This window comes from Allobosea sp. GW823-FHT01F03 (genome assembly GCF_058798075.1).
Window position 1 is genome coordinate 2,882,249 of sequence record NZ_CM179505.1, and the last position, 21,925, is coordinate 2,904,173.

At 65.6% G+C, this 21,925-nt stretch carries 21 protein-coding genes and 1 pseudogene; 9 read left to right on the top strand and 13 right to left on the bottom strand.

Annotated elements, in window-relative coordinates; genetic code table 11:
* The first annotated feature begins 47 nt into the window (after positions 1 to 47).
* From secD to AC3RCC_RS13950, 4 genes are all read left to right on the top strand, one after another.
* The gene (gene secD / locus AC3RCC_RS13935; protein ID WP_452115993.1) at positions 48 to 1,658 is read left to right on the top strand and encodes a protein translocase subunit SecD; all 1,611 of its coding nucleotides are present in this window, start codon (positions 48 to 50) and stop codon (positions 1,656 to 1,658) included.
* Positions 1,659 to 1,685: 27 nt separating this feature from the next.
* Positions 1,686 to 2,627, top strand: coding sequence for a protein translocase subunit SecF (gene secF / locus AC3RCC_RS13940; protein WP_291638728.1), 942 nt, complete (start codon positions 1,686 to 1,688; stop codon positions 2,625 to 2,627).
* 25 nt (positions 2,628 to 2,652) lie between these two features.
* Positions 2,653 to 3,030, top strand: a complete 378-nt coding sequence (locus AC3RCC_RS13945) for an Mth938-like domain-containing protein (RefSeq protein WP_492255638.1) — start codon at positions 2,653 to 2,655, stop codon at positions 3,028 to 3,030.
* A gap of 156 nt (positions 3,031 to 3,186) precedes the next feature.
* A complete protein-coding gene (locus tag AC3RCC_RS13950; RefSeq protein WP_492255639.1) occupies positions 3,187 to 4,071 on the top strand; it encodes a phytoene/squalene synthase family protein in 885 nt (294 codons plus the stop codon).
* A 90-nt stretch (positions 4,072 to 4,161) separates the two neighbouring features.
* Here the strand turns inward: AC3RCC_RS13950 and AC3RCC_RS13955 are convergent, their stop codons facing one another.
* From AC3RCC_RS13955 to AC3RCC_RS13965, 3 genes are all read right to left on the bottom strand, one after another.
* On the bottom strand, positions 4,162 to 5,472 hold the full coding sequence (locus AC3RCC_RS13955) for an MFS transporter (protein ID WP_291638731.1): 1,311 nt from the start codon (positions 5,470 to 5,472) through the stop codon (positions 4,162 to 4,164).
* A 294-nt stretch (positions 5,473 to 5,766) separates the two neighbouring features.
* Entirely contained in the window at positions 5,767 to 7,179 is a 1,413-nt protein-coding gene (gene trmFO, locus AC3RCC_RS13960; protein WP_492255640.1) for a methylenetetrahydrofolate--tRNA-(uracil(54)-C(5))-methyltransferase (FADH(2)-oxidizing) TrmFO, read from the bottom strand.
* Positions 7,180 to 7,329: 150 nt separating this feature from the next.
* Positions 7,330 to 7,485 carry a DUF1127 domain-containing protein gene (locus AC3RCC_RS13965; RefSeq protein WP_083533033.1) on the bottom strand — a complete coding sequence of 52 codons (156 nt, stop codon included), beginning with the start codon at positions 7,483 to 7,485 and terminating at the stop codon, positions 7,330 to 7,332.
* 453 nt (positions 7,486 to 7,938) lie between these two features.
* Here AC3RCC_RS13965 and AC3RCC_RS13970 point away from each other — a divergent pair, with 453 nt between their 5' ends.
* Positions 7,939 to 8,601 (top strand): ceramidase domain-containing protein, encoded by a 663-nt coding sequence (locus AC3RCC_RS13970; protein WP_492255641.1) that lies wholly within the window; start codon positions 7,939 to 7,941, stop codon positions 8,599 to 8,601.
* 23 nt (positions 8,602 to 8,624) lie between these two features.
* On the opposite strand, the gene AC3RCC_RS13975 is transcribed toward AC3RCC_RS13970, so the two are convergent.
* Positions 8,625 to 8,867 carry a hypothetical protein gene (locus AC3RCC_RS13975; RefSeq protein ID WP_452115998.1) on the bottom strand — a complete coding sequence of 81 codons (243 nt, stop codon included), beginning with the start codon at positions 8,865 to 8,867 and terminating at the stop codon, positions 8,625 to 8,627.
* Positions 8,868 to 9,053: 186 nt separating this feature from the next.
* Here AC3RCC_RS13975 and AC3RCC_RS13980 point away from each other — a divergent pair, with 186 nt between their 5' ends.
* The 3 genes from AC3RCC_RS13980 (at position 9,054) to AC3RCC_RS13990 (ending at position 10,701) form a co-directional block, all read left to right on the top strand.
* Positions 9,054 to 9,392, top strand: coding sequence for an ArsR/SmtB family transcription factor (locus AC3RCC_RS13980; protein ID WP_492255642.1), 339 nt, complete (start codon positions 9,054 to 9,056; stop codon positions 9,390 to 9,392).
* Positions 9,389 to 9,856 (top strand): SRPBCC domain-containing protein, encoded by a 468-nt coding sequence (locus tag AC3RCC_RS13985; RefSeq protein ID WP_492255643.1) that lies wholly within the window; start codon positions 9,389 to 9,391, stop codon positions 9,854 to 9,856. The genes AC3RCC_RS13980 and AC3RCC_RS13985 overlap by 4 nt, the downstream gene beginning before the upstream one ends.
* A gap of 170 nt (positions 9,857 to 10,026) precedes the next feature.
* Positions 10,027 to 10,701 carry an RraA family protein gene (locus AC3RCC_RS13990; RefSeq protein WP_452116001.1) on the top strand — a complete coding sequence of 225 codons (675 nt, stop codon included), beginning with the start codon at positions 10,027 to 10,029 and terminating at the stop codon, positions 10,699 to 10,701.
* 123 nt (positions 10,702 to 10,824) lie between these two features.
* Here AC3RCC_RS13990 and AC3RCC_RS13995 read toward each other — a convergent pair whose 3' ends face one another.
* The 3 genes from AC3RCC_RS13995 to AC3RCC_RS14005 form a co-directional block, all read right to left on the bottom strand.
* Positions 10,825 to 11,325, bottom strand: coding sequence for an invasion associated locus B family protein (locus AC3RCC_RS13995; protein ID WP_291638738.1), 501 nt, complete (start codon positions 11,323 to 11,325; stop codon positions 10,825 to 10,827).
* 94 nt (positions 11,326 to 11,419) lie between these two features.
* Positions 11,420 to 12,244: an arylamine N-acetyltransferase family protein gene (locus AC3RCC_RS14000; RefSeq protein WP_492255644.1), complete on the bottom strand. Its 825-nt coding sequence runs from the start codon at positions 12,242 to 12,244 to the stop codon at positions 11,420 to 11,422.
* A gap of 7 nt (positions 12,245 to 12,251) precedes the next feature.
* Positions 12,252 to 12,545, bottom strand: a complete 294-nt coding sequence (locus AC3RCC_RS14005) for a c-type cytochrome (protein WP_291637842.1) — start codon at positions 12,543 to 12,545, stop codon at positions 12,252 to 12,254.
* 303 nt (positions 12,546 to 12,848) lie between these two features.
* Between AC3RCC_RS14005 and AC3RCC_RS14010 the strand changes: the two genes are divergently transcribed.
* A complete protein-coding gene (locus AC3RCC_RS14010; protein ID WP_291637844.1) occupies positions 12,849 to 13,394 on the top strand; it encodes a carboxymuconolactone decarboxylase family protein in 546 nt (181 codons plus the stop codon).
* 1,753 nt (positions 13,395 to 15,147) lie between these two features.
* Here AC3RCC_RS14010 and AC3RCC_RS14015 read toward each other — a convergent pair.
* The 6 genes and pseudogenes from AC3RCC_RS14015 to AC3RCC_RS14040 form a co-directional block, all read right to left on the bottom strand.
* Positions 15,148 to 15,900 carry a hypothetical protein gene (locus tag AC3RCC_RS14015; protein WP_492255645.1) on the bottom strand — a complete coding sequence of 251 codons (753 nt, stop codon included), beginning with the start codon at positions 15,898 to 15,900 and terminating at the stop codon, positions 15,148 to 15,150.
* Positions 15,897 to 16,517, bottom strand: a complete 621-nt coding sequence (locus tag AC3RCC_RS14020; RefSeq protein WP_492255646.1) for a hypothetical protein — start codon at positions 16,515 to 16,517, stop codon at positions 15,897 to 15,899. Before AC3RCC_RS14020 ends, AC3RCC_RS14015 begins: the two co-directional genes overlap by 4 nt.
* Positions 16,518 to 16,763: 246 nt before the next feature.
* On the bottom strand, positions 16,764 to 19,754 hold the full coding sequence (gene uvrA, locus AC3RCC_RS14025; protein ID WP_492255647.1) for an excinuclease ABC subunit UvrA: 2,991 nt from the start codon (positions 19,752 to 19,754) through the stop codon (positions 16,764 to 16,766).
* A 141-nt stretch (positions 19,755 to 19,895) separates the two neighbouring features.
* Positions 19,896 to 21,074 carry an MFS transporter gene (locus AC3RCC_RS14030; protein ID WP_492255648.1) on the bottom strand — a complete coding sequence of 393 codons (1,179 nt, stop codon included), beginning with the start codon at positions 21,072 to 21,074 and terminating at the stop codon, positions 19,896 to 19,898.
* Positions 21,071 to 21,658 (bottom strand): GNAT family N-acetyltransferase, encoded by a 588-nt coding sequence (locus tag AC3RCC_RS14035; RefSeq protein ID WP_492258788.1) that lies wholly within the window; start codon positions 21,656 to 21,658, stop codon positions 21,071 to 21,073. Before AC3RCC_RS14035 ends, AC3RCC_RS14030 begins: the two co-directional genes overlap by 4 nt.
* 90 nt (positions 21,659 to 21,748) lie before the next feature.
* Positions 21,749 to 21,865, bottom strand: a pseudogene (locus AC3RCC_RS14040) (hypothetical protein); the annotation flags it as partial.
* Positions 21,866 to 21,925: the final 60 nt, after the last annotated feature.

The window sequence follows — 21,925 nt, forward strand, 5'->3', positions numbered from 1 at the left end:
CGGAGCCCTCCCGGACCGCGCCGACGCAGAAAAGGCTTCCCAAGCAGATGCTTCGTTTCCAGGCCCGCAAGGTCATCGTCCTCCTCCTCGTCCTGCTCTTCGGCTGCGGGCTCGCATTGCCGAATCTGTTCTCGCCCGAGACCCGCAAGGCGATCGAGCAGGGCGCTCCGTCCTGGATTCCGAAGTTCCTGTTGCCGATCCATGCGGTCACGCTCGGGCTCGACCTGCAGGGCGGCTCGCACGTCCTGCTCGAGATCGACCGGGCCGATCTGATCCGCAGCCAGATCATGCAGCTGCGTGACGATGTCCGCCGCATCCTGCGCGAGGAGCGAGTCTCCTTCCAGGGCGGCATCGGCCTGACGCCGCGCGGCGTGCAGCTGCGCGTTCCGGATGCCGCCGACCGGGCCAAGCTGTTGCCGAAGTTCCGCGAGCTGGCGCAGCCGGTCGGGACCCTCGGCGCCTTCGGCCCCTCCGGCAACCAGACCATCGAGATCAGCGAGACGCCCGAGGGCGTGATCCAGCTCAACGTCACCGAGGCCGGATCGAACGAGCGCATCCGCCGCGCCGTCGAGCAGGCCATGGAAGTGTTGCGCCGGCGCGTCGACGCACTCGGCACGACCGAACCGAACATCCAGCGCCAGGGCCTCGACCGCATCCTGGTGCAGGTCCCCGGCCTGCAGGATCCGCAGCGCCTGAAGGATATTCTCGGCCAGACCGCCAAGCTGCAGTTCCGTATGGTCGCGGATTCGCCCGGCGGCGATGTCGACATGCTGCCCTCGCAGGATGCCGGCGGACAGCCGATCCCGGTGCAGCGGCAGGTGATCGTCGAGGGCGAGGACCTGATCGATGCGCAACCGGCCTTCGACCAGCGCACCAGCCAGCCGATCGTCAATTTCCGCTTCAACATCCGCGGCGCCCAGCGCTTCGGCCAGGCGACCACCGAGAATCTCGGCCGCGCCCTGGCGATCGTGCTCGACAACAAGGTGATCTCGGCCCCGGTCATCCAGTCGCCGATCACCGGCGGCTCCGGCCAGATCTCGGGCAACTTCACGGTCGAGGCGGTCAACAACCTCGCCATCCTGCTGCGCGCCGGCGCGCTGCCGGCGAAGATGACGATCGTCGAGGAGCGCACCGTCGGCCCCGGCCTCGGACAGGATTCGATCCAGGCCGGCAAGATGGCGACATTGATCGCGACCGTGCTGGTCATCCTCTACATGATCGGCACCTACGGGATCTTCGGGGCGATCGCGAGCGTCGCGCTGCTCGTCCATGTCTGCCTGATCTTCGGCCTGATGTCGCTGCTCGGAGCAACCATGACCCTGCCGGGCATCGCCGGCATCGTGCTCACCATCGGCACGGCGGTCGATTCGAACGTGCTGATCTATGAGCGCATGCGCGAGGAATCGCATCTGGGCCGCTCTCTGGTCTCGGCGCTCGAGGCGGGGTTCACGCGCGCCTTCGCCACCATCATCGACTCGAATATGACCATGCTGATCGCGGCGGTCGCGCTGTTCTCGCTCGGCTCCGGGCCGGTGCGCGGCTTCGCGGTCGTCTTCATCCTCGGCATCCTCACCACGGTCATCACCGCGGTGACGCTGACCCGGATGATGATCGCGTTGTGGTATCGCCTGGCGCGGCCCAAGACCTTGCCGTTCTGACGCTGCTGATTCAGGAGACTTAAGAGCATGCGTCTGCTTCGCATCGTTCCGGACAATACCCGTTTCAAGATCGTCCGCTTCCGGCGGTTCTCGTATCCTTTCTCGGCGCTCTACTCGATCCTGACGCTGGTGCTCTTCGTTACCGTCGGGCTCAATTTCGGCATCGATTTCCGCGGCGGCACGCTGATGGAGATGCAGGCCAAGAACGGCAAGCCCGACATCGCCCATGTCCGCCAGACCGCGAACGCCTTCGGCTTCGGTGAGGTCGAGGTCCAGGAGTTCGGCAGCGGCGGCGAACTCTCCATGCGTTTTGCGCTGCAGCCCGGCGGCGAAGTGGCGCAGCAGGGCGTGGTGACCAAGGCGCGCGCCGCCTTCGCCCAGGACTATGATTTCCGCCGTGTCGAGACCGTCGGTCCGCGTGTCTCGGGCGAACTCGTCCAGGCCGGCACGATCGGCGTCGTGCTCGCGATCATCGGCGTGCTGGTCTATCTCTGGTTCCGCTTCGAGATGCAGCTCGCGATCGGCGCCATCGTCGGCACGATGCACGATATCGTCCTGACGCTCGGCTTCTTCCTGTTCACGCAGCTCGAATTCAACCTGACCTCGATCGCGGCGATCCTGACCATCGTCGGCTATTCGCTGAACGAGACGGTGGTGGTGTTCGACCGCACGCGCGAGCTCCTGCGCCGCTACAAGACCATGCCGGTCGAGGAGCTGCTCGATCTTTCGGTGAACTCGACCCTGTCGCGCACCGCGATCACCTCGACCACGACCGTGCTCGCGCTGATCGCGCTGGTGCTCTTCGGCGGCACGGCGATCGAGGGCTTCGCGCTCGTCATGCTGTTCGGCGTGGTGGTCTGCACCTATTCGGCGATGTTCATCTCGACGCCGGTGCTGCTCTATCTCGACGTCCGCGCCGGTCGGCTCGACCAGAGCGAGGATGCCGCGGAGGCCAAGGCCCGCGTCTGAGCGGGTCTCCAGCCGGGATCGGATAATGGCGCGTTTCGACGGCTTCGTGCCCGGCAGGCACCTGATCGATGCCTTCGGCGCCGGCGGTTTCCGATTTGCCGAGATGAGCCATCGCGGCTCGATCCTGGCGACACCGGGCGGGATCAGGATCTGGCCGGTGTTGCGCTTCGCCGAGCTGACGCTCGAGAGCCTCAAGCCCGTCTTCGACGAGGCGGAGGCGATCGACTTCCTGATCCTCGGTATCGGCCACGAGATCGCCTTCCTGCCGCCGAGCCTGCGCGATCCGCTGCGCGAGGTCGGGATCACTGTCGAGGCGATGGCGACGCCGGCGGCGGCGCGGACCTATAATGTCCTGGTCGGCGAGGAGCGGCGCGTGGCGGCGGGACTGATCGCGGTGGAGTGATCGCGTCGTTCTCGGCTCTGCGCTGCGCTTCGCCCGAGAATGGACGGGTGTCGATCAAATCCCATCGGCCATGCCCGGCTCGCGTAGCCAATCGGGAATGGTGGGCCTAGACTGCCGGCGACTTCGGATCGCGCTGCGGCGATCGCAGGAGGGCACATGACAACCGAAACCGAGCATCGTGCCGGCACCGCACCGGCACCGTTGTCGCAAGCCTATGCGCATTGCGCGGCGCTGCTGCGGGAGGCCGATCCCGACCGCTATCTCGCTTCGCTCTATGCGCCGGAGGCGCTGCGGCCGGGGCTGCACGCACTCTATGCCTTCAGCCATGAGGTCGCGCGCGTGCGGGAGCTGGTCAGCGAGCCATTGCCGGGCGAAGTTCGCCTGCAATGGTGGCGCGACGTGCTGGAAGCTGGAGACAGCGGCGGGGGGGCAGCGCATCCGGTGGCCCAGGCGCTGCTCGATACGGTGCGGCGCTTCAGATTGCCGGTTGCGCCGCTCTCGGGGCTGATCGAGGCGCGCGTCTTCGATCTCTATGACGATCCGATGCCCTCGCTCTCGGATCTGGAAGGCTATGTCGGCGAGACCTCGAGCGCGCTGATCCGGCTCGCCTGCCTCGTGCTGGCGCAGGGACGCGATCCTGGTGGTGCGACCGCTGCCGGCCATGCCGGCGTCGCCTATGCGCTGGCCGGGCTGATGCGTGCCTTTCCCTGGCATGCGGCGCGGGGACAGGTTTATCTGCCGGCCGACATCCTCGCCCGCAACGGCGTCACCCGCGAGGACATCGTGCGCGGGCGCGGCGGCCCCGGCGTCGACTACTCGCTGAAGGAATTGCGGGCGCTGGCGCGGATCCATCTGCGCAAGTTGAACGATCTCAGCGCGACCGTGCCGGCGGCGATCCGGCCGGCCTTCCTGCCGGTGGCGCTGGTCGAGCCCTATCTGAGGGTGATGGAGCGGCGCGGCTATGATCCCTACCGGACCATCGTCACGCTCTCGCCGCTGCGGCGGCAATGGTCGCTCTGGCGCGCCTCGCGGGGGCGCTGAGGCGAAGATCGTCGCTGCCTATGGTGGTTGTGCTCGCGGGAGGTAGCCATCGGCGCGCCTGCGACGCGCCGATGGGTGTAGGGTGGGCCGTTATTCGTGCACCGAGCGATTCTGGATGACCAGGATCGCGAAGATCGCCAACGCACAGCAGGCCATCAGATAGGCGGCGACATAGGTCGGCCGGCCATCGGCGGCGCCGACCAGTGCCTGGGCGATCAGCGGCGTCGGCCCGGCGACCAGCACTCCGTTGAGCTCGCGCGACATGGCGAGGCCCGAGAAGCGATAGCGCGTCGGGAACAGGTTGGTCAGGAAGGCTCCCTGCGCGCCGGCCATAGCGCCGAAGCCGATGCCGTAGCCGAGGCTGATGCCGAGCGTCGACCAGAACAGGCTGCCGGTGTCGAACATCCAGAACAGCGGATAGGCCAGCAGCAGCACGAACAGTGCGCCGCCCATATAGACCCTGGCGCTGCCGATCCTGTCGGCGAGCGTGCCCATGAAGGGCACGCCGGCAATGCCGAAGAGCGAGCCGATGGTGACGGCGATCAGCCCGTCAGTGCGGGCCATGCCGACCGTGTTGGTCATGTAGCTCAGCGAGAAGGCGCTGAGGATGTAGGCATTGGCGTTGTGGCCGGTCACCGAGAGGAAGCCGAACAGCACCTCCTTCGGGCTCTTGCGGAAGAGTTCGCCGAGCGGGACCTGCTGCTCGTGCTTCTTGGCTTCGGCGCGGGCCATGGCCTCGACATATTCCGGGGTCTCGTCGAGATGCTTGCGGATGTAAATCGCGACGAGGAAGAGCGCGCCGGAGAGCAGGAAGGGCACGCGCCAGGCCCAGCCGAGCAGCACCTCTTCCGGCAGATAGGAAATCACCAGGAAGGAGAGCGTCGCCAGCATGATGCCGACCAGCGTCGCCGCATTGGGCAGGCCGGTATAGAAGGCGCGCCGGTTCGCCGGGGCGTATTCGGCGACGAGGACGATCGCGCCGGCGAGTTCGGCGCCAGCGCCGAAGCCCTGGACCAGGCGCAGCAGCACCAGCAGGATCGGCGCGGCGATGCCGATGCTCTGATAGGTCGGCAGCAGGCCCATCGCGACGGTGGCGAGGCCCATCAGCAGGATGGTGAGGATCAGCGCCGGCTTGCGGCCGAACTTGTCGCCGATATGCGAGATCACGATGCCGCCGACCGGCCGGGCGAAATAGCCGACCGCGAAAGTCGCGAAGGCGGCGAGAAGGCCGGTGGCGGGCGACAGGTTGGGGAAGAACAGCTTGTTGATGATCAGCCCGGAGGCGGCGCCGTAAAGCGCGTAGTCATACCATTCGATGACCGTGCCGACCGTTGCGGCGGTCACGGCCTTGCGGATGTTCGCGGCGCTGGCCTGCGGCCGCGAGCTATGCGTACTAGTCATAATTTAGAGCGTCTCCAGTCCTTGGTCCTGCATTTGAAGCGGGACTGTTAGAGGCCTGGAGCAGGCGCAGCCACGGCCTCAGGGCCTGCCTGCCATGCATCGGGCGACCGCGCCGGAGGCGCTCGCGTCGCCGCCGGCGCATGCGCTGAGGAAGCCGCGAAGCGGTTCCTGGAAGCTATTGAATATCAAAGGCTTGCGAGCGCCGCTTGCGTGCCTGATTCAGCTTACGGAAGGGCATGGTCAGCGCCGCCGCGCAGGGCGGCGGCGTTCACATTCGTGTGGGTGTAGCCGCTGCTACTCGGCCGCCCGCGCTTGCGTGCCCGAGATCCAGCCGTCGAGCGCGCTCTTCGCCCTTGCCGTGAGCGCCTGCTTGCGGGCGACGCTCTTGGCCGGGCCTTTCAGGCGCTTTCCGTCCGGGCCATGGCTGGCGACGCCCTCGATATGCGGGAACAGGCCGAAATTGATGTTCATCGGCTGGAAGGAGCGCGGGCCCTCGTCGATGGTGACGATATGGCCGCCGGTGATGTGGTTGACCAGCGCGCCCAGCGCCGTCGTCGCCGGCGGCAGCTCCAGTTCCCGGCCGAGCCGCTCGGCAGCGGCGAGGCGGCCGGTGAGTAGCCCGATCGCGGCGCTCTCGACATAGCCCTCGCAGCCGGTGATCTGCCCGGCGAAGCGCAGGCGCGGATCGGATTTGAGGCGCAGGGTCGGGTCGAGCAGCTTCGGCGAATTGAGATAGGTGTTGCGGTGAATGCCACCGAGGCGCGCGAATTCGGCGTTCTGCAGGCCGGGGATCATCCGGAAGATCGAAGCCTGCTCGCCATATTTCAGCTTGGTCTGGAAGCCGCTCATGTTGAACAGTGTGCCGAGCGCATTGTCCTGGCGGAGCTGGACGACGGCATAGGCCTTGACCGTCGGGTTGTGCTTGTTGGTCAGGCCGACCGGCTTCATTGGTCCCCAGCGCAGCGTCTCGCGGCCGCGCTCGGCCATGACCTCGATCGGCAGGCAGCCGTCGAAATAGGGCGTGCCCTCCCATTCCTTGAATTCGGTCTTCTCGGCGGCGAGCAGCGCGTCGATGAAGGCCTCGTACTGGTCGCGGTCGAGCGGGCAGTTGATGTAGTCGGCTCCGGTGCCGCCGGGGCCCGGCTTGTCGTAGCGCGACTGGAACCAGGCCGTTTCCATGTCGATCGAGTCGAAATGGACGATCGGGGCGATGGCGTCGAAGAAGGCGAGCTCGCTTTCGCCCGTCAGCGACTTGATGCCCTCGGCCAGGGCCGGCGAGGTCAGCGGGCCGGTGGCGATGATGACCTTGTCCCATTCGGCCGGGGGCAGGCCGGCGATCTCGCCGCGGGCGATGGTGACCAGCGGATGCGCCTCGAGTGCCGCCGTCACCGCCTGCGAGAATCCGTCGCGGTCGACCGCGAGCGCACCGCCGGCCGGGACCTGATGGGCGTCGCCCTTGGCCATGATCAGCGAATCGAGTCGGCGCATCTCCCAATGCAGCTGGCCGACCGCATTGCTCGTCGAATCATCGGAGCGGAAGGAATTGGAGCAGACCAGCTCGGCCAGCCCCTCCGTCTTGTGCGCGTCGGTGCCGCGCACCGGGCGCATCTCGTGCAGGATGACGGGAACGCCGGCCTGGGCGATCTGCCAGGCGGCTTCGGAGCCGGCGAGGCCGCCGCCGACGACGTGGATGGGTGAGGTGCTCATCGCCGCGATGTGTCCGCGCGCGCGCGGAAGGTCAAGGGGCAGGAGGCGTGTCAGGCCCCAAAACGCAAAATGCCCGCTCGAAAGCGGGCATTCGCTCTTCGACCAGACCGAGGGGAGGACACGGTCCGGGAGAAATCAGGCGTCTTGTGTTCAGACCGCGGCGTGCGAGCGCGCGACGAACTGGATCTCGGAGCGCGACAGGCCGAGATCGTCGAGCTCGCGGTCGGTCAGACGGGACAGCTCACGGACGGTCTCGCGGTAGCGAAGATAGGCGCGGATCTTGGCGGCGATCATGGTGACGAACATGGTGGTTCTCCTTGTTATTGCAGGGCTCAACCCCTGACAGCGATGAATTCGTTGTGCACTGCATATAGAGCGATCAGCCTGCTTATTGCAGGGGCTGTTCCATCAGTTCCGTTATGCTCTGGATGCATGGTGAATTAAGAGACCGTTTGGAAAGTTCCCCAGACCCGCGCAGGGCGCTTAACAATTCGGTAGGAACTGTGAAATTCATGCCTTTAATCTGGGCAAATCGGGCGATCGGCGACGGCGCTTGAGGAAGATGCCCAAATATGCGTCGAAATGCCCGAATCTGCCATGCGATGTTGCGCCGCAATATGGTTAGGGCCGGCGCCGCCGCCGAAAGAGGGCGTTCACCATGACGGGTTTCGCATATGCGATATGGTCGCGAGGGCGCCGTTCGGCAATGACAGGCCGGGCCTCGCAAGCGGGAGGCGAGGGCGCGGCAGGAGAGGGCGAATGGGCAGCTATGGCTATTGCGAGCGCACGGATCCGTCGTTCTGGGCCGAGCCGCTGAATGCGTGGAGCAACGGTGCCTTCCTGCTTGCGGCGCTGGCCGGTCTGATTCTGCTGTGGCGTGTGCGCCGCGCCGACTGGCCGGTCGCCATCTTGATTGCCCTGGTCTTCGCCATCGCGATCGGCTCGTTCCTGTTTCACACCATGCCGCGGCGCTGGACGCTGCTTGCCGATGTGGTGCCGATCCAGCTCTTCGCCTTCTTCTATTTCGGTCTGGCGCTGCGACGCTTCTTCGGGCTGGCGCCGGCGGCCGCGCTCCTCGGCACGCTCGCCTTCCTGGCTGCCTCCTCGGCGCTGGCGGCAGTTCTCGCGCTCTGGCTGCCGCCGGTCCTGCGCGGCTCGACCGGTTATGCGGGCTTCGTGCTGGCGCTGTTCGGGGTCGCGGCGGTTCTGGTGGCGCGCGGACAGGCCGGCGCGACCGCCCGCCAGATCGGGCTGGCCGGCCTCGTCTTCGGGCTGTCGCTGGCCTTCCGCTCGCTCGATGGACTGGCCTGCCAGCACGTGCCGTTCGGGCTGCACTGGGCCTGGCATCTGCTCAATGCGACCGTGCTCTACCTACTGCTGCGTGCGGCGCTCACGCATCGCAGCGCTTCAGCTCGCATCTAGCGCTGCTGCCGGTCGGGCGCTGCTCAGCGCACGACGACCACGCCGCGGCGCGCCGGCACGACGACGGTGCCGCGGCGGGCAGGGGCGACCACGACCGGGGCCGGGCGGCGGACTGCGACGGCACCGCGCGGGCCCGCGCAAGCGGCGCCGCGAACCCCGCGGGCGCAGGCCGTGGCGTCGGCCGGCGTCGAGATCGCTGGCGCCAGGGCTAAAAAGCCGCCTGTGGAGACGGTGAGCAGGACAGCGAATCTCAGAAGGCTGTGCATGGTGGCATCTCTCCGTTTCGGGGATGGTGAGCCTTGTTTCCTGCGTCGCGGCAACTGGCGGCGCTGCATCTGATCGTCTGCCCCGCTCTGGTGTTCCGCAAGGGAATTCTGTCTCGCTCAGGCTGTCAGGGCGCTTGACGATGTGTGATCCATTATATAACAAATAAATTATATAAGGAGATGGAGATGAACGGGCTCGATGCCGCCTTTTCGGCGCTCGCCGATCCGACCCGACGGGCGATCCTGGCGCGGCTGGCTTTGGGTGAGACCACGGTGATGGAGCTCGCCCGGCCGTTCGAGATGACCCAGCCCGCGGTGTCGCGGCACCTCAAGGTGCTCGAGGAGGCGGGGCTGATCATCCGGCGCGTCGAGGGCACGAAGCGGCCCTGCAGCCTGGCGCCGACGGCGCTGAACGAGATCGACCAGTGGCTCGGAATGCTGCGCCGGGCACTGGAGGCGAATTACGACCGGCTGGACGCGGTTCTGGCCGAGATGGAGCCCGGCAAGGAGAAGGATGGCAGATGAGCAGGCTTACCCTCGAGACCGAAGGCGACACCCATGTCGTCGTCACCCGCCGCTTCAGGGCTTCGCCGGAGGCGGTCTATCGCGCGCATACCGAGCCGGAGCTGATCCAGAAATGGCTGCTCGGGCCGGATGGCTGGACCATGCCGGTCTGCATCAACGAGGCGCGGGCCGGCGGCCGCATCCGCTATGAATGGAGCGACGGCAACGGCAATGGTCTCGTCCTCACCGGGGAATATGTTTCGCTCGAGCCGTTCGGCCGTATCGTCCATGTCGAGCGCTTTCACATGCCGGACCCGACGCCGGACAATCACGTCGAGACCCGCTTCGAAGCGGATGGAGCTGGCACGCTGATGACCATGCGTATGACCTTGCCGGACAATGCGACCCGCGCCGCCATGCTGGCGACCGGTATGGAGGACGGCATGGAGGCGAGTTACGCTCGGCTTGACGCCGTGGCTGGCTGATTCTGTTCGCTTTCGGCGCGGTGTTCAGCACTTGGACGGGGCCTTTGTGGCCCTGTCCTCCTTTTGGCTGGGCCCTCAGCCCTGCGTTTCCCGCACTGCCCCAAGACGGCCCGGTCGGTTGACCCTTGGGGAGGGCGTCGACAAGCTTCCACAAAACATAGGGGGAAGCGATGTCCGACTTGGCTGCCACATTCGATCTGGAATCTCTGAAGACCCGACTCTATTCAGCCGTGCTTTCGGACGTGCTCGACCAGCTCGGCTATCCGAGCCAGGCCGTGAAGCCCTTCGTCCGACCGGTCGACGACAATGCGATCCTCTGCGGCTTCGCCCGCACCGGCCTCTACATGAAGCGCTATCACCTGCCGGAAGGGCATAATCCCTACGCGCTCGAAATGGACCTGATCGATAGCCTGAAGCCCGGTGAGATCCCGGTCCTGGCCTGCGACGGGCCGACCGACCGGATCGCACCCTGGGGCGAATTGCTGACCACTGCCTCGATGGTGCGCAAGGCGGCGGGTTGCCTGACCGACGGGCTGGTGCGCGATGTCCGCCGCATCCGCGAACTCGGCTTCCCGCTCTTTCACGGCGGCATCGGCCCGCTCGACACCAAGGGCCGGGCCGAGATGATGGCGGCCGACGAGCCGGTCGAGGTCGCCGGCGCCCGTGTCGAGCCCGGCGATTTCATCTTCGGCGATGTCGACGGCGTCGTGATCGTGCCGCGGAAGATCGCGGCCGAGGCGGTCAAGCTTGCCCTCGAGAAGATCGAGGCCGAGGACAGCACGCGCGACGAGCTGCTGGCGGGCGCTAGCCTGCGCTCGGTGTTCGAGCGTCACGGCGTGCTCTGAAACTCCACATCATGCTCGCCCTCGGTGGCGAGTATCCATGTCTTGAGCGCCGCATGCGATCAGTGAAGGCGTGGATGGTCGGGACAGGCCCGACCATGATGGTGGCGCGGTTGACGGCCGCCCTCAGCTGCACTGATCGAGCAGGCGCGAGGCGGCGGTGATGCCGCTGAGCGAAAAGGTGTAGCTGGTGTCGTTGCCGCGGGCCGAGGTCGCCTCCAGCACCATGGACGAGCCCGCCTTCATCGCCGCGAGCAGGTCGCTTTCGCGCTCCAGCCGGTTCAGCCAGGCGCCCTTGCCGAGCGTCAGCATCTGGAATTCCGCATCGCCGATGGTGATGCGGACCACCGAATCCTTGGCGAATTCATAGCCGGTCTGGAAACTGGTCTCGGTGTTACTTGTCTTGCCATCACTGGTCTGCACGAAGAAGAATACATCTCCATGCCGGAGTTGCTCAGGTTTTGCTGTTGTCGGAACACTCGAGATGTAGCAACGCTGGCTATTGCCGTTCTGATAGGACGCGGCGTTCCAATCCTTGAACTGCCCCATGGACTTGGCGGGGCTAGCCTGTGCCGTGCCGGCAGCGGCAAGAAGCAGGATCACTGCTGGCGCCGTCAGTTTCATCATGGCCTCATCTCCTTTTCCTGCGCAAGGGATGAAACCTCGGAGATTAACGAGGCGTAAAAAAGATCGTTAAAAATGCGTGGGGTGACGATCCGCGTCAGGGGGGCGGGGCTGCTGCGATGCGAGCCAGCGCGGCCTGCCACTGGTCGTCGTCGAGCACGATTCCGAAGCGGTTTTCGAGCGCCCGGCGCAGCGCGGCGTCGTCCGTGATCTGCTCCGGCAGCGAGGCTTCGCCGAGCCGGTGCTCGGTCAGCCGGCGGTCGAGCAGGGTCAGGCGGCCATGCGGCAGGATGCGGGCGGCGCGCAAGGTGAAGGTGAAGGCCGAGGCCGGATGGGTCGCGACATAATGGTTCGCTACCACCTCGTCGATCGCAGGCACCGGCTGCAGCGTGAAGCGGTAGAGCAGGCGCCATTCGCCCGATATCTCGGCGCGCAGCCACCAGTCCTCGCCGCCGCGGTCGAGCCGGTAGGGCTCGTGCGGCGTCTTCTGCGGGGCGCCTTCGGCGAGGCGCAGCGGCCCGGTCAGCGTCATGCCGCCGAAGCCGACATCGGCGATCAGATCCTCGCCCTCGCAGATGACGCGTAGCAGCTTGTGGGTGCGGGCGACCTGCGCATCCTCGGCCTGGCCCATCAGCACGCGCCCGCCGAGCGCCGTCACCGGAAAGCCGAAGGCCTCGAGCACCGCATGGAACAGGGTGTTGTGCTCGAAGCAGTAGCCGCCGCGCCGCTCGCGGACGAGCTTGGCGAAGACCTCCGGCAGCGCGATGCGCACGCCGCGGCCGGCGAGTGCGTCGAAATTCTCGAAGGGGATCGCCTGCGGGTGCAGGAAGTGCAGCCGCGCCAGCGCCACCCGGGTCGGCGCGACCTCGCCATCATAGCCGATGCGGGCGAGATAGGCGGAAAGATCGGCCGGGGCGAGCATGGTTGCCTCAGCGCGGCGGCAGGGCGGCGTAATAGGCCGCGATCGCCGCGACCTCCTGCACCGTCATATGGCGGGCCATGAAGCGCATCTCCTTGTGCGGGCGCTTGCCGGCGCGGAAGGCCATCATCTGGTTGAACAGGTATTTCTCGTTCTGCCCGGCGAGATGCGGCACCTCGGTATCGCGCGCGATGCCGTCCTCGCCATGGCAATAGGCGCATTGCTCGATCGGCGACGCGCGCGGCTCGGCCATGGCCGGAGCGGCGCCCGTAGCCAGCACCACTGCCGCGGCCCAGTGCCGCACGCTCCGATATCGTCCCGTCAACGTTCGAATCCCCCGCTTGTCGTTGCGGCGAGATTAGACGGGCGGAGGGTAAATAAAACCGCTTCTTCGGACTGCGAGCGCGATGGCACGGCCGACAAGGCCCGGCGGGGCGGGGCGCGCTGCCCTTGACTTGATTAGGACTCCTAATAAAACTTCGACCTGCCCCGAGCTTCCGGGCCGGACCTTGCCGCATGAAGCGGCGGGTCGGCCCCAGAAGGCGGCGGGCGTCGACTGCCATCGGCGCCCGCCTGTGAGAAAACCCCGCGAAACAGGAGAAATCCCATGGCACGAGTTAATCTTGTCGATCCCGGCACCGCAAGCGGCGAGGCCGGCGCGCTGCTCAAGAGCATCGACCAGGCCTTTGGCGTGACGCCGAACATGTTCCGCGCCGTCGCCAATTCGCCGGCGGCGCTGAAGAGCATGTGGGGCTCGTTCGGTGCGCTCGGCCAGGGCCGCATCGACGCGAAGCTCGGCGAGCAGATCGCGGTGGCGATCGCCGATCGCAATGCCTGCGAATACTGCCTCTCGGCCCATACCGCGCTCGGCCGCAAGGCCGGGGCGAGCGCCGAGGAGATGGCGCAGGCCCAGGCCGGCCGCTCGGCCGATCCGAAGACGCAGGCCGCGCTCGCCTTCGCCCTCAAGGTGGTCGAGAACCGCGCCGCCGTCGCCGAGGCGGATGTCGCGGCGCTGCGCCAGGCCGGCTTCGACGATGGCGCGATCGTCGAGATCCTCGCCCATGTCGCGCTCAACCTGTTCACCAACTACGTCAACGTCGCGCTCGACGTGCCGCTCGACTTCCCGGCGGTGAAGCTGCGCAAGGCGGCCTGAGCCGAAGCGGGCTCCGGAAGCGCCGGGGCCCGCGCCTGATCCGGAAAGGCCGAGGAACCGGAACGGAAAACCCTCTCCTGTAAGGAGAGGGCAGGGTGAGGTGTACGCGCTCGGACCAGTTTGCGTCGCGCTGACCGCGGCGATGTCGACGCCAGCGATATCTCTCCCGAACACCTCACCCCTACCCCTCTCCTTACAGGAGAGGGGACCCCGCACCCCCTTTGCTTCACGCGCGCGCCAAACCCCGCCCGCAGGCCTGCCGGCGGGCGCTTCAGAATACGGGGCTGGCGGAGCGCCGCGAGGCGCGTCGAGTAGCATCCGCTTCCGTTGAGCCAGGAAGCGGCGCGGATGGTCCCCGTCCGCACGCCCCGTGGCGCGCGCAGGCAAGTCTACGCAGCCTGCGCAAGCTTGGCTGCCTGCTTCGGCGATTTTAAAGCTCCGGGCCGCGCTTCTGCGAAGCCGGCTGCTGGCCAGGCCGCGATGCCGTTGGAAGCCAGGTCCCCTCTTCGGGTCGTCGCTCCCTCAGCGCCATCGCGATGGCCGCTGCAGCCGCTTCATCTAGCGAGCTCCTCGCACAGGGATCGTAGTGTCCCACGCAGACAAGCTTGCGCAGTCTGCGATCTCAAAGTCGGAAGACGCCGCCGCAGGCGGCGGCTTTCGGCGGTGCCCCGAAGCCTCCCGGGAGCGGGGCGTAACCCCCGCCCGCAGGCGCCGACCCGCCCCTGGCATACCTCCGGACGGCCGCCCCGTTTGGGTGATGGGCGAGGGGAGTTTACGGGAGGTTTTGGCGGCGGGGATAAATTCGCCTCACCCGTCATGGTCGCCCTTGTGGCGACCATCCACGTCTTCGCGCCGGAACGACCGGGCGAACGGCGTTTCGGGAGCCAGCTTGCCGTTTGCGTCGCAAGGCGTGGATGCTCGGGACAAGCCCGAGCATGACGGGGTGGGGAACCTCGACCTTGCCTTCTCCCGGATGGGAGAAGGTGGCGCGGAGCGCTGGATGAGGGCCTGTGCTTGCCGCAGAAGGCCGCAGCGGCTCCGTTGCATTCAGATGATCCGCGGCGGGCCCTCACCCCTGCCCCTCTCCCATCCGGGAGAGGGGGTCCCCGCGCTCTGTCCTGGAAAGGGCGGTGCTCCGAAGCCTCCCGGGAGCGGGGACCCGCCGCAGGCGCCGACCCGCCCCTGGCATACCTCCGGACGGCCGCCCCGTATGGGTGATGGGTGAGGGGAGTCTACGGGAGGTTTTGGCGGCGGGGATAAGTTAGCTCAGCTTTTTTGCTGGTCTTTGGCTTCATGGCCGCTAACGTTCCTAGCGGATTCTGCCCAAACGCTTGGTAAGACAAGATTACGATATAGAAGATTCACGAATTCGGCTTGGTGTTTCTGACCATGAGGTTGCCATGGCTTTTCGATGGATAAGGAGGCGTGCGCATCACCGCTCACTAAGCGGCGGACGTTTCACCGCGGTGAGAGAAAGCTGGGTGTTGGTTGAAGGGTCTCAAAAAGAAACCAAAAGCTACCAGCATTCCTGCCCGGTTTGCGGTGCGACGATAGTAAGCACAAATATGCCAAACGGCGGATGGGTACATTTCGAGGGAGGCAAAGGCTTGGGTCGGATAAAGCACGCTTGTTTGCATAGGGGTGAGGGATTGTCTAAAGCGCGTGATAAAGATACATCTGATTTATTTGAGGAAATTGATGACAATTAATAGATGTTTTATTATATAATATTGAGTTTATTTCAGATCACATGTTAGCGCAATTTCAATATAACGTTTGCGACTAGATCGGTAATCATTTCGTCTGCAGAATGTTGCGTTATGGATACTCGTGATGGGTGTGCCGCCATGTTTCGGCGGCCAAGTTTTTCTCTAAGAATTTGTGCAGTATTCTTGTCTAGCAAGCCGCCGCTGCGCGCAGCCTCAATGAATTCAGATTCTTTTATTTCATCCGCATCTTCGCGATTTATGAGGAAAAGATTCTTTTTAGGGTACTTTGCAGCGATCCCCGCGTTCATTGATTTCAAACGCGCTGGGTCGGCAAAAACCCAATCCAAGACGTGACTGTAAGTTAAATTCCAAGCCATAACGACCGTCGCGCGGTAGGCTTTAACCCGATAGCAATTGAGTGCTTCTGTTAAAAATTCGCGCTCAGCCAAATCTGGAACTTGTGCGGGTAAGTCAGTGAGCGCCTTGGCAACAGCTATTACAGTTGGGTCATTCCCGAATCTTGCGTCCAAGACGCGTCGAACTGCTGCTGCGAGCCGATAGCCTCCTTTCTCTTTGATAAGCTGGGGCGGCTTTTTCGCCGCAAGGCGAGGTAGATACACGCTTAAATCAGGAGGATCGACGCCTGCATCCTTGAAGCACTGGCGCATGTAGGCACTATCTATAGCAGTTCTTTGCTGGCGTGCTTCAGCAAACCATGCAAGCGCGAGCAGTTGCTCTACTGCTGTGTTTCGATAAAAGCCGGGAATGGAACCCGCAAAATCGGCGACGCCGCTCAAGCTCCAGACCCCATCCTCTCGACACGTGCTATACCAAGATGATTGATTTCATACTGCCCCCGACCGGTGCTCTTCACCAATTGCTGTTGCTTCAACGAGCGGAGAATTGAGCCAAAATCATCAATGCCAGATGGCCATTTCATCGCCCGATAGCATGTATACACGTGGTTTGCGGTCACGATCTCGCCCGGCCGATGCTCTTTAAACCAAGCCAGAACCACGAGGTTTCGTTCCGTATCGTTCTTAGATGCGTGATTGTTCGCAAAAACCTCAAAAGAAGGTTCACTCGTCAAATCGAGGTCCAAGACTTTCATCGATATCGGTTTACGTACCTTTTGCTCTCGGGGCGCGCGAGGCGGCGCAAGATCGGCCGAAACTTCCTCTTCGGAACCTGCGGCCTCCCCATCAATATCCATTTCCGCCTCATGCTGGCCATTGGGCAGAACAGCAGACGTTAGAGTTGATGGAGTTCGTTGTTGGACGACGGTTGCGGTTGGCTTGAGTGCGTTCTGAATCGCCAGCGTAATTTGATTCAGATCTCCCTCAGGAATTTCAGCTTCGAGCATAATAAAGCGAATACGTGAGGTATTCCCAGATTTGACCGGCCCCTTAGCCATAACGCCCCCAGCTTGTGTGACGCCCAATGAAACAGATGATATCTCTTTCGACTATCCCTTCCGCAAGGGGTGTTGTTGGCGTTTTGTTCCCATTCCTTCCGGGGTAGCCGATTTCTCTGTGGACAGCTCAGGAATCAGCGACATTGGGGACGTTGTCGATGCCGTGTGGCGCGCTCACGCATTTGAGTCCGCTGGACCCCTAGCTGGCATCGATAGGCTTCTTTTGCCGCCAACTACGCGCTGCTTTCACTCCGCCGCCTGCCTCGCCCCCTTGCCCTTCAACGGCCGCCGCTCCAGCACCTCCTTGAGGAAGCGCGCGGTGTGGCCCTTGCCGATCCGGACGACATCCTCCGGCGTGCCTTGGGCCACGACCTCGCCGCCGCCGTCGCCGCCTTCGGGGCCCATGTCGATGATCCAGTCGGCGGTCTTGATCACTTCGAGATTGTGCTCGATCACCACCACGGAATTGCCCTGCTCGACCAGCTCGTGCAGCACCTCCATCAGCTTGGCGACGTCGTGGAAGTGCAGGCCGGTGGTCGGCTCGTCGAGGATGTAGAGGGTGCGGCCGGTGGCGCGCTTGGAGAGCTCCTTGGAGAGTTTTACGCGCTGCGCCTCGCCGCCCGACAGGGTGGTGGCCTGCTGGCCGACCTTGACATAGTCGAGCCCGACGCGGGCGAGCGTCACCATCTTGTCGCGGATCGACGGCACGGCCTTGAACAGGTCCTTGGCCTCCTCGACCGTCATGTCGAGCACGTCGGCGATCGAGCGCTCGCGATATTTCACCTCGAGCGTCTCGCGGTCATAGCGCTTGCCCTTGCAGACATCGCAGGTGACGTAGACGTCGGGCAGGAAGTGCATCTCGATCTTGATGACGCCGTCGCCCTGGCAGGCCTCGCAGCGGCCCCCTTTGACATTGAAGCTGAACCTGCCTGCTTGATAGCCGCGCGCCTTGGCCTCGGGCAGGCCGGCGAACCATTCGCGGATCGGCGTGAAGGCGCCGGTATAGGTCGCCGGGTTCGAGCGCGGCGTGCGGCCGATCGGCGACTGGTCGATGTCGATGACCTTGTCGAGATGCTCCATGCCCTCGATGCGCTCATGCGGGGCAGGGTGCTCGATCGAGCCGTTGAGCTTGCGCGCGATCGCCTTGTAGAGCGTGTCGATGACCAGCGTCGACTTGCCGCCGCCCGAGACGCCGGTGATGCAGGTGAACAGGCCGAGCGGGATGTCGACCGTGACGTCCTTGAGGTTGTTGCCGCGGGCGCCGACGATTCTGAGGCTCCGGCCCTTCTGCGGCTTGCGGCGCTTGCCGGGCACCGCCACGCTCATCTCGCCGGTGAGGTATTTGCCGGTGAGCGAGTTCGGGTCGGCGAGGATGTCCTGCGGCGTGCCCTTGGCGACGATCTCGCCGCCATGGATGCCGGCGCCGGGGCCGACATCGACGACATAATCGGCGGTGAGGATCGCGTCCTCGTCATGCTCGACCACGATCACGGTGTTACCGAGGTCGCGCAGGCGGCGCAGCGTGCCGAGCAGGCGCTCATTGTCGCGCTGGTGCAGGCCGATCGAGGGCTCGTCCAGCACATAGAGCACGCCGGTGAGGCCGGAGCCGATCTGGCTGGCGAGGCGGATGCGCTGGCTCTCGCCGCCCGACAGCGTGCCGGAGGCGCGGGCCAGGGTGAGGTATTCGAGGCCGACATCGAGCAGGAAGGTCAGCCGGTCGCGGATCTCCTTCAGGATGCGCGGGGCGATCTCGTTCTGCTTCTTCGAGAGCTTGCCGGGCAGAGCGCTGACCCAGGCGAGCGCGTCCTTGACCGAGAGCCGCGAGATCTCGCCGATATGGCGCATGTCGAGCTTGACCGCCAGCGCCTCGGGCTTGAGCCGGAAGCCGTTGCACGCCGCGCAGGGCGTCTCCGACATGAAGCGGCCGATCTCCTCGCGGGCCCAGTCGCTCTCGGTCTCCTTCCAGCGCCGCTCCATATTGGTGATCACGCCCTCGAAGGGCTTCTTCACCTCATAGGCGCGCAGGCCGTCATTGTAGGCCATGCGCACGGCCTCGGTGCCGGTGCCGAACAGGATCGAGTCCTTGGCCTGCTGCGGCAGCTCCGACCAGGGTTTTGTGGTCGAGAAGCCGAAATGCCGGGCGAGCGCATCGAGCGTCTGGCCGTAATAGGGCGAGGTCGACTTGGCCCAGGGCGCGATCGCGCCCTTCTTCAGCGAGAGCGAATGGTCCGGGACGATCATCTCCGGATCGATCCGCATCTCGTGGCCGAGCCCGTCGCAGGCCGGGCAGGCGCCGAACGGATTGTTGAACGAGAACAGCCGCGGCTCGATCTCGGGGATGGTGAAGCCGGAGACCGGGCAGGCGAACTTCGAGGAGAAGGTGACGCGCTTGGCCTCGCCATTCTCCTCCTTCTCGTCGGCATATTCGAAGACGGCGATGCCCTCGGCGAGGTCGAGCGCCTGCTCCAGCGAGTCGGCGAGCCGGGCGCCGAGATCGGGCCGGATCACGATGCGGTCGACCACCACGTCGATGTCGTGCTTGAACTTCTTGTCGAGGCTGGGGGCGTCGGCGATCTCGTAGAACTCGCCATTGACCTTGACGCGCTGGAAGCCGCGCTTCAGCCAGTCGGCCATCTCCTTGCGGAACTCGCCCTTGCGGCCGCGCACCACCGGCGCGAGCAGGTAGCCGCGGGTCTTCTCCGGCAGCTCGACCAGGCGGTCGACCATCTGCTGCACGGTCTGGCTCTCGATCGGCAGGCCGGTCGCCGGCGAATAGGGGATGCCGGCGCGCGCCCAGAGCAGGCGCATATAATCGTGGATCTCGGTGACGGTGCCGACCGTCGAGCGCGGGTTCTTCGAGGTCGTCTTCTGCTCGATCGAGATCGCCGGCGAGAGCCCGTCGATCTGGTCGACATCGGGCTTCTGCATCATCTCGAGGAACTGGCGGGCATAGGCCGAGAGCGACTCGACATAGCGGCGTTGACCCTCGGCATAGATCGTGTCGAAGGCGAGCGAGGACTTGCCCGAGCCGGAAAGCCCGGTGAACACCACGAGCTTGTCGCGGGGAATGGCGAGGTCGACATTCTTGAGATTGTGCTCGCGAGCGCCGCGCACGGAGATGATGCGGGCGTTGCGGTCGGCCGCCGAATCCTGCTCGGCCTTGCGGTCGAACATGTCTTCCAGCGTCGCGGCCTGTTCGGCGAGCGTGGCCTTCTGGGCCGAGATCTTGCGGGCCATTTCGGTGTCCGGTTCGGGTAAGCCGTAGAGATAGGGCAAATGCCGGGTCCTGCCAGTGCGGCCCGACGAAAGGCTGGCATGAGTAGCACGCAGCCGCGGATGTTGCTGCATTGTTCTTGTCGCGCTTGCTGACAGGCGCTGTCAGGAGCGTGGCAGGCTGCGGAAGCGTCGCCGCAGCAGGAAAGCGGAGACCAGCATGGCGATCGCCAGCGTCCCGGACAGGACCAGCGCCGCCGAGGCGCCATGGCGTTCGATCAGCAGGGCATAGCCGAGCGGGGCTGCGGCCGAGAGGAAGAAGCCGGGCGCCAACAGACGCCCGACATAGGCGCCATAGCTCTTCGGATCGAACAGCATCAGCGGCAAGGTGCCGCGCGTGATCGTCAGCACGCCATTGCCGGCGCCGTAGCAGAAGGCGAAGGCGAGCGCGGCAAGGGCGCTCGCGCCGCCGGCAAGGCCGAGGACGAAGCAGAGCGGCAGGACGAGGCAGGCGACGAGGTTGAGGTCGAACGGGCTGGTCCGCGCGCCGAACAGCACCTCGCCGAGCCGCGCCAGCGACTGGCCGATGCCGCGCGTCGCGCCGATCCAGACCGCGGCCGCGGCGGGCAGGCCGAGCCCGGCGAGGATGCCGATCATATGGGCGGACATGCCGGCATTGAGGATGCCGGCGAAAGTGACGATCAGCGCATAGAGCAGGCCGGCGAAGCGGGTATCGGCCGGGCTGAGCGCGATGGCGGGCTTCGCGGCGGCTGCGCCAGGCTGGGCCCGCGCCGAGGCCGCCGGCAGCGTCAAATGCAGCGGCAAGGTGAGCAGCGCGAAACCGGCATAGACCAGAAGCGCGCCGCGCCAGCCGAACTGCTCGGCGAGGATGTGCCCCAATGGCCAGAACACGGTCGAGGCGAGGCCGCCGAGCAAGGTGATCTGGGCGATCGGCCGGCGGGCGGCACTGCCGCCGATCCGGGCCAGGGCGGCGAAGGCGGCGTCGTAGAGGCTGAGCCGCATGGCGAGGCCGAGACAGATCCAGGCGGCGTAATAGGCGGGGATCGTCTGGGCGAAGGCGAGGCCGGCGATGCCGGCCGCCGTCAGCAGCGAGCCCAGGCACATCACGGCGCGGCCGCCATGGCGGTCGATCAGGCGGCCGACAGTGCCGGAGGTCAAACCCATGACCAGGAGCCCAGCCGAGAGCCCGCCATGGATGATCGCCTGCGACCAGCCGAGCTCGCCGGCGATCCGCTCGCCGAAGGCGCCGACCAGGTAGTACGAGACGCCCCAGGAGATGAGCTGCGCCAGCCCGAGGCAGAAGACGGTGCTGCGGGGGATCACTTGGCCGATCCGACCGCCCATGGCTGTGGCAACGTCTGGTCGCCCGGTCCGAGGCTGCGCTGCATCAGCACGGTGTCGACCCAGCGGCCGAGCTTGAAGCCGGCGGAACGCAGGGTGCCGACCGGCTCGAAGCCGAAGCGGCGGTGCAGGCCGATCGAGCCGGCATTGCCGCTGTCGCCGATTACCGCCAGCATCTGGCGCCAGGGGCCGGCCTCGCAACGGGCGATCAGCGCGCCGAGCAGCGAACCGCCGATGCCGCGGCCGGCCTGTCCTTCTGCGACGTAGACCGAGTCCTCGATCGTGTGGCGATAGGCCGGGCGGGGGCGGTAGAGGCTGGCATAGCTGTAGCCGACGACGCGGCCATCGAGCTCGGCGGCGAGATAAGGCAGGCCGAGCCCGAGCACCGCCTGCCGGCGCGCCAGCATCTCCTCGACGCTCGGCGGCGTCTCCTCGAAGCTGGCAAGGCCGTGCAGGACATGGTGGCTGTAGATCGCCTGGATCGCGGCCATGTCGTCCTCCTGGGCATCACGGACGAGGATGGGCGCCGTAGCGTTGCCGGTGAACTCGGAGGTGGTCATCGTCATGGTTCCGGCCCGGCCGGGCCGCCTTTCCGTCTGGTCGGGGCGCCCGGTCAGCGCCTCCCGTCGCGTCACGCCGATATCGGCGAGCTGGTGGTCGTCGAGGTCGCGCAGGGCCCGCAATTGCTGATAGCGCGAATGCCGGGAGGCGCCGAGATAGGCGGCGGCCTCGCGCAGCACGCTTCGCCCTGCATCGCACAGCCTCGTTTTCATGAGACGCCGTCATTCCGGCCGCTGCGAAGCGTAGCGCCGGAAGCCATCTTTGGGCTCGGC